The sequence below is a fragment of the Salmonella enterica subsp. diarizonae genome, from assembly GCF_008692785.1.
Classification (GTDB): Bacteria; Pseudomonadota; Gammaproteobacteria; order Enterobacterales; family Enterobacteriaceae; genus Salmonella; species Salmonella diarizonae.
Map to the genome: position 1 here is coordinate 314,147 of NZ_VXJV01000008.1, position 11,759 is coordinate 325,905.

Sequence of the window (11,759 nt, forward strand, 5' to 3'; positions counted from 1 at the left end):
ATCGTCTCATCCATTTTGTATTGTCAGGGTTTTCAGTACGCACCAGGCCGCATACTCAGGCAGGGTTTGCGCCAGAAGGGCTTTATTAAGGGGAAAGGTCATCTGGTGTTTCTTGCCATCCTGATGGCGAACCGACATCGTCATTTGCCCCATCCATGTTTCACTCTCCAGCACGTCGACCAGAGAGGGGTTAACCGCGACGTCGATGCAAAGCACTGGCTCACCTCCCGTCTTTTTTCTGGCCACTGGCAAATAAGATGACAGCTCCACATCGGCCGTCTGCCAGCGGACGTTGCAGGTGTCCTGCAATATCTCACTCGCCTTTTTGTTACGTTTACTCACCAGATACGGACGTAATGCCCGATCCAGACTTTGCCACACCGGAAGTGGTAACGGGCTGTGCTCCGGCGTTTCTATTTGCACAATGACATAGGGACTTTTCCATAAAAAATGCACATCCCACGCCGTCGAAGAGACTAAGGCGCTCACAATTGAACCTACTTCGCTTTCGCTTATACCAATAAGCGTCCAGGAGGATGTAGTCTTTGCCGGTTCGCTATGCTCGCGGCCTGATAACAAGTCATCAAGCATGGGCAACGCTTGAGAAGGAGGGCCAGGCAGAACAACTACCAGGCTACTGGCTATGCTGGTGTAAAAACCGGGGGCAGTACCGAACGGGTTATCCAGAACGCTAGCGCCGTCTGGAAATCTGGCCTGTTGACGGTTAGACGGATCGTTTTTCACCCCAAACGCCCTGAGCTGCGCCTGAATAGTGGCCCAGACATCCTCATCATAAATCAAGGGCCTGCCGAGAGACTGTGCCACTGCCTCGCGGGTTTTATCGTCGGAGGTGGGGCCAAGTCCGCCGCAAATGACAATGAGATCGTCCTGCCCTATACGCGAGGTGATCAGGGCGCTGATCTGGGCAATATTGTCCGCGCAGGACGCCTGAAATCTCACCTGATGCTGCGCCGCCTCAAGCCGCTGGCTGATGTGCAACTGATTGCTGTTCGGGTATTGCCCGGACAACAGTTCATCACCGATGGTGATCACGCTGGCCGTTTTCCCGAGAGTCGGGTGAAGCAGCTCCCGGATGATGGCCTGCGCCATTTCCCGTGTGGATGCCGTCCCTCCCAAATCATAGGTAGCCACTTTCCCGTCCCGGACCACCCGGTCAACCGCGTGTTGAAGTTTTTCGGCTTGTGACTCAAAGCCCAGATACTCCAGCATCAGTGCAATGGTGTAAAACATGGCACACGGGTTGGCTTTCCCCTGTCCTGCCATCCCTGGCGCGCTGCCATGTACCGGCTCAAAGTAGGCAACATGGCTGCCAATATTGGCGCTTGGTGCAAGGCCTAAACCGCCCATCACCCCTGCGGCTAAGTCGGACAAAATATCCCCAAACATATTTTCTGCGACAATCACGCCGAACTCATGGGGCTTACGCACCAGCCAGAGGGCAATAGCATCGACATTATGGATATCTGCCGTGATCTCAGGAAAACGCGCAGCCACCTCATGGAATATGCTCCCCGCAAAGTGACCACTCTCGCGCATCACATTGGGTTTATCGGCAAATGTGACGCGGGTAAAGTGGTGCTTGCGGGCATACTCAAAGGCCGTCTGAAACAAGCGCTCCAGCCCATACCGGGTTTGCAGCCGAACCGTCCAGGCAGCCTCTTCCGGGCCATACTTGTTCAGATTAGGATGCTTCAGCCAGTCGGAAACCGCCGGTCTAACCCCTTTAAAATCCATCCCGGCGTACAAACCTTCGGTATTTTCCCGAATCACGCAGCAGCGAAAAGGACGTCGATCGCCTGCGACATATTTCACCGGGCGGATATTGGCGAACAACCCCAGTTTCTGGCGGAGTTGGATCACCGGCGAAACATACTCGATACCTTTCTGCTGGAGAGGCAGAGGTAAAGCCTGCTGCGCCTGCGCTTTACCTTTACTGGTTATTGCGCCAAGCAGCACCGCGTCTGCCCCGGCGATTTTTTCCCAGGTTTGATCTGGTACGGGGTTTCCCTCCCGCGTCCAGCATGCCCAGCCAATCTCGCCAAAAGTGAGCGTAATGGGAAGATCCATAGCACTGATAACAGGTAGCGCAGCCTCGCAAACCTCCTGACCAATTCCATCACCCGGTAAAACCAGCACATTTTTTTTCATAGTGTGTCGACCCATTCATTAAGTAAGGCATTCATCGCTGCGGGATTGTCATTCCATGGGCGCATACCCGCTTTCGGGATGCGCCTGTAGAGGTGTGTCGGTTGAGTGCTATGGGTTTGGTTTTCCCAGGACGCCAGCTGTGATTTATCCCCCACGATGGCAAGGTATTTCCCGTTATAGCGAGCAATGGCAGCGCGAGCGTCCATGTTCAGTAGCAAGGCAAATCCGGTCAACATCCGCTGAATGGCAGATGCTTTCGCCGCGTCAGGCAACGTGAAACGCCCCTCCTGGGCGGCTTGCCCTTCAGGGACAACGAATTGATGCAGAACGTCCACCGCATGCTCAACCTCGCCCTTCTCCAGCAGCGAGACAAGCTCGCCCAAACGCCTGTTGAGTTGTTCATCCGCAAAACCCGGTGCACTGACAGACATCACACCACTGAGGCCGTGCAGGTGCGGAGCCAACAGCTGGACTAACGTGCCCGCCATGGCGAACCCCACCAGCAGATAGGGAGACTGGAACCGGGCATTCAGTGCCTGGCAGAGTGCCTCAACCGCCCTCTCTGGCGAGGCATCCTGAATCAGGGTCAACGTATCAATAACGGTGACGTGATACCCCTTTGCCACCAGCAACATAACCAGTGGCGCGCAAAACTGACCTTCATCCCAGACGGGCATCACCGGGGCGAGGATAACGGCCTCCCTCTTTTTCATGCTGCCGTCCCGGTAATAACGTGATCAATGGCCGTAAAGGTGTTGCTGAGATTTTCGGAAAGTTTCTCCTCAATCATTTTGCGGTAGTCCACGCTCAGGTTTTTCACCCCGAGGATCATGTCCACCACGCTGCGGTGCGAAGCATTAAAACAGGCCTGAGACTGAAGCTGTTGAACCTGCCTGAAGATCACTTCCGTCTGATAAATGTCAGCGTCGCTATTGAAATTGCACAGGGCAAGCCAAGTCTCCATGGCGAGATTGCCCGCGCCTTTTCCCATTCCGGTTAATGAGCTGTCGATAAACGTTGCCCCGGCTTTGACAGCCTCAATTGCATTTGCCATCGCCAGCCCCAGGTTGTCATGCGCGTGAAAACCCACGTCCACACGCGTGGTGCATTTAAGGACGTTGACCAGCCGCGATGTCTGTTCCGGGCGTAAGCTACCATTTGAATCGGCGATACAGATAATATCGGCCCCGGCTTTTTCGCATTGTGCAGCCACATCAATAAGCGTATTGATATTAATTTGGCTGGCACGGGTAAAATTCATACTCACACGTAACCCACTCATTTTGGCAAATTCGCATAATGCCAATGCTGGTTGTGGATTATCTGTTTTAATACAGATCCTGAGCAGACTCACACCGTGCATTTTCATACGAATCACATCATCGTGATTAATATTATGCGGATGGGCAATCACCACTAATTTAGCATCCGGCACAGCATTGTGGATCTGCTGAATATATTCATCGGGTGACACCCCCGTAATACCAATATCAGGAATCGGCTTAAAAGACCCGTTCCGATAACCTATTTCAATCCACTCAACACCGCTTTCCACTAGCGCCTGAACATGTTTAATCGCGTAGTCTGTCGGAAAGTGAAAACCATTCTGATAACCACCATCCCGTAATGTGACATCGATATTATTAATCATTGATCTTACTCTCTTTGTTAGAGACAAATTGCATAAATGAAGATTGACCCAACACATAAATGAGAAAACCGAATACACACACACATGCGATGATCAGGGCGGTCATTCCTGGTGCATGGGCGGACAGTTTGCCAATTAAAAAAGTGGCGATGGCAGCACTCCCGAGTTGCAGTGCTCCCATCACACCAGATGCCGTCCCGGAGGCCTGCGGATGGGCGGCAATGGCTGATGCCGTCCCCAACGGCAGCAAAAAGCCGTTGCCAAAGGTCAGAATGGAAATAGCGATAATCGTCGTCGGCAGGGGAAATGGACTCATATACATCTGCAAGGCAAAAATAATCCCCCCCAGCACAAAAATGCGGTATCCCTGACGGATCGTATCTTCAATACCCTCGCGCCTTGAACGCCTTTTGGCCGTCAAATTTCCGGCGACATAACTGGCGGAGAGCAGAATATATGTATAACCCACATAGGCTGGGGAAAGCCCCAGTTTCGCAAGCATAAACGGCGACTCGACGATATAGGCAAAATAAGCCGCATAGGCAAAACAGGGAATGGCAGCATAAAAGAGAAAGGTTGGGTTTCGCACAACATCAACGGTATTTTTTGTTGCTGTCAGTACACTTAGTTTTTGTCTTTTTTCTACCGGCAATGTCTCACGGAGTGCCGTAAAGCAGAGAACCAGCGTGGCCAGGATAAAGAGGGTTAAAAAGATAAAACATGCCCGCCAGCCGAAATGCTGAGTCAAAATCCCGCCGATCATCGGCGCAATCGCAGGTGACATCCCCACAAAAGGAAAGATGACCAGGTAGAGCTGCGCAGATGATTTTTTATCCATCATATCGTTAATGATCGCCCGACTGATGGTAATACCAGCGCATGAGCCGATCCCCTGCAATAATCTTAAACCCAGCAATTCATTAATGTGCGTCGTATAAATCACACTGGCAGTGGAAATCAGCCATATCAGTAACCCTCCGATTAATGTTTTTTTCCTCCCAAGGCTATCACTCAATGGGCCATAGATAAGTTGCGAAAATGCCACACCAAATAAAAATAACGCAATTGCGTCCTGTATTTGCGCTTCAGTCACTTTATAAAACAATCGCATTTCACCAAGCGCGGGTAAAAATATGTCGGTGGAAATCAACCCGCCAACAGAGAGGCATATAACTAACACCATGAGAGATATCGGAATTTTTTTATTCATCATCATTTCAACAATAATTCTTGAGTAACTTAAATCTAGCGAAAAGCTATCGAAATGAATATGAAAAATAATCAAACAGACTGTTGCATATAAGTAAACAAACAATCTTCAGTTGTATCCTTACTAAGTAAATATATAAATTTTTATGATGATAGTTCCAACTCATTGATAATTATGTTTAGTCAGATATTGCCCCGTCACTTTGTCATGCAGTTTCATTGTTTAGGGCAAGTTTTCAATTAGAAGGTTATCAGGCTTGTTAAACGTTTTATAGGAGGAGTTCTGATAGCTAAGGTGACGTAAAATGTCCTGTTTATGGGCAGGCAGAATAGATTAATAAATATAGTCTGGATGGTATCGCCTTGGCGTAAACTATCATGGTCAACACTTCCATTCATAATATTTATCGTAAAAGGTACATTCATGTTGATAGCAATAGATTTAATGACCCGACCCAGGAACCTGGCCATCATAATGTAGTGTGAAACAAAGGGACCTAAAAAGGCCAAAGGTAAGGGTTCATAAGGGTAACTGACCTGCCCGAAAAGGCCTGAAAACCAAAAGGTAAAATAGTCCGGATAAACGATCGCACCACAAATTCTCTGCCCTGTGCCTGGCACCGCTTTTCTGTCGCGCCGCAATGGACTACAACACCCGCGCAGTCCCGAAGGGGCTGCCGGGTGTAGGAACCCGTCGAAACTAACAGGCAATAATGGTTTACCGTTATCGCCCTGAACTGCCGTTGATGTGCGCAGTATATATCTGTGCACGACGTTCAATGGTGGCTCAGGCAGGGCAGCCTTCGGGCTGGCCGGTGTCCTGTTAGGCCGGTTTCTCACCCCTGTTCTGGGCCATCACCATGAGCGTGAGAACTCCGATGATGGCCTGTTACCCCTGACAGGAGAACACCATCATGATGGTTATTCCGCTCTCTGAACTCAGAAAAAAGCTCGATCGCCACGGTTATATTCCCCAGTCCTGTGAAGATAACGACGAACTGATCCAGCTTCTGGATATCCGGGGCCCCACTCCGGCAGGCGTCCTGCACCACGACAACATCCTTCACTGGCTCAGCGAATCCGATCTCTGGAACGAACGTTTTCCCTCTCGCCCTCTGTCCCGCGCCGATCAATGTCCACTCCGTCTTGCCCTGGAAATCCACAGCACCCTGGCCCTTGCAGAGTCCCGCACTGTCACGGCCCTGGCCGACTGTAACCATTACCCCCCCGGAAAATTTCACCATCTGCGCCAGTTGCTGGCATCGGTACTTTACGATTTTGCCCTGCGCCTGACGACGTTCCGCTTTGACAGTGCCAACCCACAGCTTCCCGGCGGACTGTTTCCGGTTATCAACGATCTGCGTCAGCTTGCGGATGACATCTTTAGCGATCATAACCAAAAACGGCCCGTAGAGCGTGTGGAGATGGACAGGCTGGCGACAATATTCGCCCGGATACACATCCGGTTTGATGAATGGTGCGCAGACCCGATACCCAGAATGCTGATGAGCCGCTGATCAATACGCTGTGTGCGGTGAGTCGGGCGATGAAGTCACTGCTGCTGGATATCGCCCGTATCCGGGGCGGTGAATGGGTACAGTGAAAGGAGGAAATCATGAACCTGAAACCTGTTGAACCCGATGCCCGTGAACTGGTGGACCGTGCCCGTATTCTGACGGGGTGATGCTGGAAAATCCTGATGAGGCCGGGCCAAACTATGTTCTGTTGCTCATTCTGGCCGAACAACTCCATCGTCTGCACGGTATCTTCGAAGCGGCTGAATACCGCCGGATGCGGGAAGACAAGCTCTCTCTGTAATTTCACTGTGGCCTCCTGAGCTCTGAGAGACCCCTCTGAAATCACAAAAAACAATCACCTTTTCACGTCCATCGACCGGATGTAAGCTCCGGATTGCACAATGCTGTCGTTGCCAGCGCCCATGCTTCACGGCCTGAAAGAAGCGCCTGAGGAACTCAGGATGGCAGCCCCTACCGGTGAATACCTCCGCAAACACCGGCTCGCAGGTCACTGCGACAGAGGTCATACTTTACCGACAATACGTCCTTTCGCTGCGCCAGCTCACTGGTCAGCATTCAACGACATCTGAAATTTCCGGGTAAATCCCTGTCCGGCTGAGGATCAGCCTCCTTTACCCTACGGGCTACGGGCTGCATTGCCGCCAGGCTTTGCTGCCGCGTGACCGTCAATCTGCGCCAGAATCCGCGATCTTTCGCGCCCGGCCCTCAACCGGTGCGTCACTTTGCGTCGCGCAAAGTGACAAAGTGACGCACAACCACCACACCGCGCTATACCCCTGATTTCAGGAGCCCGGCGCTCATTCCCGAATCTGACACGCCTTTTTGGGGCCGCTGTCAGCAAAAAAGAGGAGAAAAAGATCGATACCGAGGGGGGCATGATGCCCCGGAGAATTCCTGCTCTGGCAGGCAGTCCATACCGAGTACTGGCTGAAACTCCCTGTACCTCAACAAGCTGCCACTCCGGCGTGAAGGTATCGTTCTGGCGCAGCCAAAAAGCATACGCTGGAGACTGTTTGTGTTTTCAAAATCATGGGGGAAAGGGTACGGGCAGGTTAGGCAGTGAAATGAAGGCGCTGGCAAAGCACTGTGGCGGCAGCCTAAAACAGTAAACGATCGCCTCTATACCGTGCAATGTTTTGATCACCCGGGCAAATTTGATAGTCGGCTAAGAGCGCAGGGTGTATGAAGAAATCTGAGTTACCCGGTAGATTCGCTCACCGGCACGCTGAGTTTATGTGGTTACTTGAGCGATTACTCCCTGACTTTAAAACCATTACCAACTTCAGAAAAATAACGGTAAAGGTATCAGGAACACCTGCTGAACCTGTATTGACCTGGATCGGCGAATGTAAATGTTTACAAATAGGGTGATCGCTATCGATGGCAGTAAGATCAAGGTGGTAAACAGCAAACAGAACGACTGGACTGATCATACTATTGTGGTTGAGTACCCACATGAATATGGCCATATAATCACGAATGAGGGATTGCCCGCTATTGCACTAACAAGTAAACCGCGCATTTTCACGCGCGATAGCCAGGAAAGCCTGTACCGCACCGCTATTCTCGATCTTTCTGCTGATCAGCATCAGATTAGCCGACAGTTCCGGAGCATCCAGCGGACGGTACACCAGCCCCGGAATAGAAATATTCAGCAGCGGCTCCGGCACCAGCGCCAGCCCTTGCCCTGCCGCCGCCAGGGTGAGAACGCTCAGGGTGCTGGAGGTACGATGCGCAGTCTGGGGCGCGCGGCCCAGTATTCGGGTGAGCGCCGTGTAAAGCGGCTCATCCGCGCTGTGGGTATCGTAAAAAATGATAGGCTCATCCGCCAGCATATCCACCGTCAGATATGGCTGTTTGGCCAGCGGATGATCGTCGGCGATAGCCACCAGACGGTTCCAAACACCGACCGTTTCAGACAACAGTCCCGGGACGTGGAGGAGACTGTGATCCGGCGTATAACCAATATCGAGCTGCCCGGAGAGGATCGCATCCGCCTGCAACAGCGGCGCCACTTCACGCGCCACCAGCTCAGCATCAGGGTAGGCTTTGCGAAACGCCCGCATATCTTTTGTCAGTTTACCGCTGAACACGGCGTTTCCGGCAAAACCGACACGGACCCGGCCGCTTTCGCCGCGTATTGAGCGCTGCACCGCCAGCCGGGCGTTTTCAGCCTGATCCATCGTACGCTGCGCCTCTACCTGCAACAGCCGCCCGGCTTCGGTCAACACGACTTTCCGGCTGGTGCGCATAAACAGCGGGCCGCCCAGTTCCTCTTCCAGCGCTTTGATTTGCATACTGAGTGCAGGCGGTACAATATTTAACCGCTCGGCGGCGCGACCAAAATGGCCCTCCTCCGCGACGGCGAGAAAATAGCGCAGGTGACGTAGTTCCATATACAACTCCCATCATTCATTTAAACTGAATAATTGGTCAGTTTCATCTACTGGATTTTATCTTTAATCGCGACCAAACTGAAGTCCCTCCTAAATTATGAGCTGACACGCTATGCATACTTATCTGGAAGATCGTCAACAAATTACCGACCTGCTTACGGGATGGATCCACCGCGATCTGGGCGAGTGGGAGCAACTCCGCAATCTGTTCCACCCGGATGGCACGATTGAGATCACCTGGTTTGAAGGTCTGGCCAGCGATTTTGTCGACGGTTCAATGCGCATGGGGGCATCGGACGCACGTACCAAACATCTGATCGGCACGCCGGTCGTCACCTTCAATGCTGACGCCACTAAGGCAATTGTCGAAACTAACGCGATGATCATCGCTGAAAACGTGAGGCTTAATATCGGCTGCACCACCCACAACCGTTTTTACGACATGGCGGAAAAACGCAACGGCGTCTGGAAACTGTTCCACCGTCAGAGTATTTACGATATGGGCGGCTTCACCTTCCCGCTCGGTATCGTCGATATCGATCAAGAAACAGTGGCGAAGTATCCGCGCGAATACGCCGCACTGGCTTATCTGCTGGATAAAAGCGGCTTCCCGGTCAACCGCGTCTTCGCAACCCGAGGCAGCGACCTTGAAAAACACATGAAGGAAGCGGGCGAGCGCTGGCTTGCAGCCTGATGCTTCAGTTGAGCGATGCCGCTAACCGATCGTTTTGCCAGTGAATAACGTCATATTTTGCTGTAATCAGGAAGATAAAGAGAAAATACCCTCGGCCACCCACGGCAACGCCGAAAAACTATTTTACCTAAGCGAAGGACGCGGATGAAAACCAGATATTTACACCAAAAACTAATGGCTCTATTACTCGCGACGTCGCTGCTGCCCGCCGTTGCGTCGGCAAGCCAGACGCTCACCTACAGCGATCATGAGCCACTGGGAGGCATGCGTACCCGTTTTATTAACGACGTATTTTTCCCGGCGATTGAAAAAGAGTCGCAGGGTCGCCTGAAGATCGACGCTCACTGGGGCGGAGAGCTTAACACCAGCTATGAGGCGTTAAGCAAAGTCAGCAAGGGCGATGTTGATATGGCAACCGTTGTGCCGGAGTACAACGCCGACCAGCTACCGCTGCATCAAATCTTCAAAAGCTTTCCTGTCGGCCCAACCGGTGCGCAACAGGTTGCATTCTTCCGTCACGTATACGCTGACGTTCCTGCCTTCCCGGCAGAGCTGAAGAAAAATAATGTGGTGAGCGTTTTTCTGGAAACTGGCTATCCACTGGCCTTTTTCAGCAGCAAAACAATGCCAGATCTGGGCAAGATTAAGGGTGGTACATGGCGCTCCGCCAGCTTCTGGCACCGGGATTTTCTGCAAAACGCTGGCGCAACGCCGGTAACCATGCCCTGGGGCGAACCTACCTATAACGCGCTGAAAACCGGCGCGATTGATGGCATGATGCTGAACGTCGACAGTGGTTACGATCTGAAAGCGTATCAGTACGCGCCCAACGTGCTGATTTCCAAAGAGCTGTGGCTGGGACATCTCTATATTCTGGCGATGAACGAAAAAACCTGGGACAAGCTATCCCCGGAAGACCAGGCAGCTATCCAGCGCGCAGCGCAAACTGCGTATCAGTCCTTAGGCTCAGAGATGGACCACAGCTTTAACACCCAGATAGACGATTTGCGTAACGTCGGTGCCTCGGTGCGTATCCTGAAACCGCAAGAAGTTGCACAATGGCAAACCACTACCCACTACCAGGCCGCGCAGGCTAAGTGGGTAAAAGAACAGGAAGCGAAAGGCGTTAACGATGCAGGAACGGTGATGAAGCAGGTTAACGCCATCATGGATAGCGCGATGCAGCAGAAGGCGCGCTAAAACGAATAAACCGCCTGCGCAGTGAAAATCGCTGAGCAGGCGGTCGAGGAAGTATTCAGAATCCCAGGAGTGAGGTCATGATAAAAAACTGTCCCGATTGCTGTTGCTCACCTTCCTTATCACTTCCAGATACGTGCTGACGGCAACCTCCCCTGAGCTCAAACAACCGCAGGCACCGGTTAACGCCATCACACCAGTTAATGTCTCTCCAGGGGATATCGCCAGCGTGGTTAAAGCGTGGGATTCACGTACTGCCAGCCTGACGAAAGCACCCGGTTTTATCAGCACCACCCTGTATCAGTCGGTCCTGCCCAGTCATCCCTGGCCGTTGATCGAAGTCGCGCAATGGCAATCGTATACTACCTGGACAAAGGCCCATGACAATGCGGATTGCAACCACCTGACCGAACGCTATCCCCCGGCAATGGCCTATGCCAATTTCACCTCCAGCCAGGCAGACCACCGAGGCGCTGCTGGACAAGGTCAAAAAAGATCCCGTATCCAGTCATCCCGACACGCCATTCGTTTTTATCAACCAGGCTAATTTTCATCTTGCTCTACAATCAGAGCAATAGCCTAAAACACGACAAATATCACATTTAAGAACAGTAACATTATTTGGGCTCTATTGAGGGCTCCACCTCAATTTTAAAAATTAAATTAATTTAAATTCAATAAGATACACAAAAGATCTTATCCAGTCAGAGGAGCCCAATTTAGAAAAGCCTGCTTTCTGGACTGACCCCATAAAGTTGGACAGTTCATGTTAAGCGGCTGGAGTGCCCCCGAGCCCGTAGACAAATCTGCCCTATAGTTTGAGCATAGGAGGAGTCTATGGGCACACCACGTTTTACCCCTGAATTTAAGGAAGAGGCTGTCCGCCAGATCACCGAGCGGGGCTA

At 51.8% G+C, this 11,759-nt stretch carries 10 protein-coding genes and 1 pseudogene; 6 read left to right on the forward strand and 5 right to left on the reverse strand.

The genetic code is table 11. From position 1 onward, the window contains the following. Positions 1-6: 6 nt before the first annotated feature. The 4 genes from F4V72_RS18255 to F4V72_RS18270 are packed head-to-tail and all read right to left on the reverse strand — an operon-like array spanning position 7 to position 5,036. Entirely contained in the window at positions 7-2,169 is a 2,163-nt protein-coding gene (locus F4V72_RS18255; protein ID WP_023246899.1) for an isocitrate/isopropylmalate dehydrogenase family protein, read from the reverse strand. Beyond that, a complete protein-coding gene (locus tag F4V72_RS18260) occupies positions 2,166-2,882 on the reverse strand; it encodes a hypothetical protein (protein ID WP_023246898.1) in 717 nt (238 codons plus the stop codon). The genes F4V72_RS18255 and F4V72_RS18260 overlap by 4 nt, the downstream gene beginning before the upstream one ends. Beyond that, on the reverse strand, positions 2,879-3,820 hold the full coding sequence (locus tag F4V72_RS18265; RefSeq protein ID WP_053528919.1) for a 3-hydroxy-3-methylglutaryl-CoA lyase: 942 nt from the start codon (positions 3,818-3,820) through the stop codon (positions 2,879-2,881). The genes F4V72_RS18260 and F4V72_RS18265 overlap by 4 nt, the downstream gene beginning before the upstream one ends. Then, positions 3,813-5,036: a multidrug effflux MFS transporter gene (locus F4V72_RS18270; protein WP_232081710.1), complete on the reverse strand. Its 1,224-nt coding sequence runs from the start codon at positions 5,034-5,036 to the stop codon at positions 3,813-3,815. The genes F4V72_RS18265 and F4V72_RS18270 overlap by 8 nt, the downstream gene beginning before the upstream one ends. Before the next feature lie 907 nt (positions 5,037-5,943). On the opposite strand from F4V72_RS18270, the gene F4V72_RS18280 reads away from it, so the two are divergent. The 3 genes and pseudogenes from F4V72_RS18280 (at position 5,944) to F4V72_RS18285 (ending at position 6,847) form a co-directional block, all read left to right on the forward strand. Further along, a complete protein-coding gene (locus F4V72_RS18280; RefSeq protein ID WP_136058354.1) occupies positions 5,944-6,546 on the forward strand; it encodes a hypothetical protein in 603 nt (200 codons plus the stop codon). After that, positions 6,504-6,632 carry a hypothetical protein gene (locus tag F4V72_RS24635; protein ID WP_023246895.1) on the forward strand — a complete coding sequence of 43 codons (129 nt, stop codon included), beginning with the start codon at positions 6,504-6,506 and terminating at the stop codon, positions 6,630-6,632. Before F4V72_RS18280 ends, F4V72_RS24635 begins: the two co-directional genes overlap by 43 nt. A gap of 12 nt (positions 6,633-6,644) precedes the next feature. Further along, positions 6,645-6,847, forward strand: a pseudogene (locus F4V72_RS18285) (hypothetical protein). Positions 6,848-8,069: 1,222 nt separating this feature from the next. Here F4V72_RS18285 and F4V72_RS18290 read toward each other — a convergent pair. Then, positions 8,070-8,963 (reverse strand): LysR substrate-binding domain-containing protein, encoded by an 894-nt coding sequence (locus tag F4V72_RS18290; protein WP_053510249.1) that lies wholly within the window; start codon positions 8,961-8,963, stop codon positions 8,070-8,072. A 112-nt stretch (positions 8,964-9,075) separates the two neighbouring features. Between F4V72_RS18290 and F4V72_RS18295 the strand changes: the two genes are divergently transcribed. From F4V72_RS18295 to F4V72_RS18305, 3 genes are all read left to right on the forward strand, one after another. Further along, the gene (locus tag F4V72_RS18295) at positions 9,076-9,657 is read left to right on the forward strand and encodes a nuclear transport factor 2 family protein (protein WP_136058355.1); all 582 of its coding nucleotides are present in this window, start codon (positions 9,076-9,078) and stop codon (positions 9,655-9,657) included. A 144-nt stretch (positions 9,658-9,801) separates the two neighbouring features. Beyond that, on the forward strand, positions 9,802-10,857 hold the full coding sequence (gene dctP / locus F4V72_RS18300; protein ID WP_053510253.1) for a TRAP transporter substrate-binding protein DctP: 1,056 nt from the start codon (positions 9,802-9,804) through the stop codon (positions 10,855-10,857). Between the two features lie 133 nt (positions 10,858-10,990). Then, complete coding sequence (locus tag F4V72_RS18305) at positions 10,991-11,401, forward strand: antibiotic biosynthesis monooxygenase family protein (RefSeq protein WP_136058356.1); 411 nt, start codon at positions 10,991-10,993, stop codon at positions 11,399-11,401. The last annotated feature ends 358 nt before the right edge of the window (positions 11,402-11,759 follow it).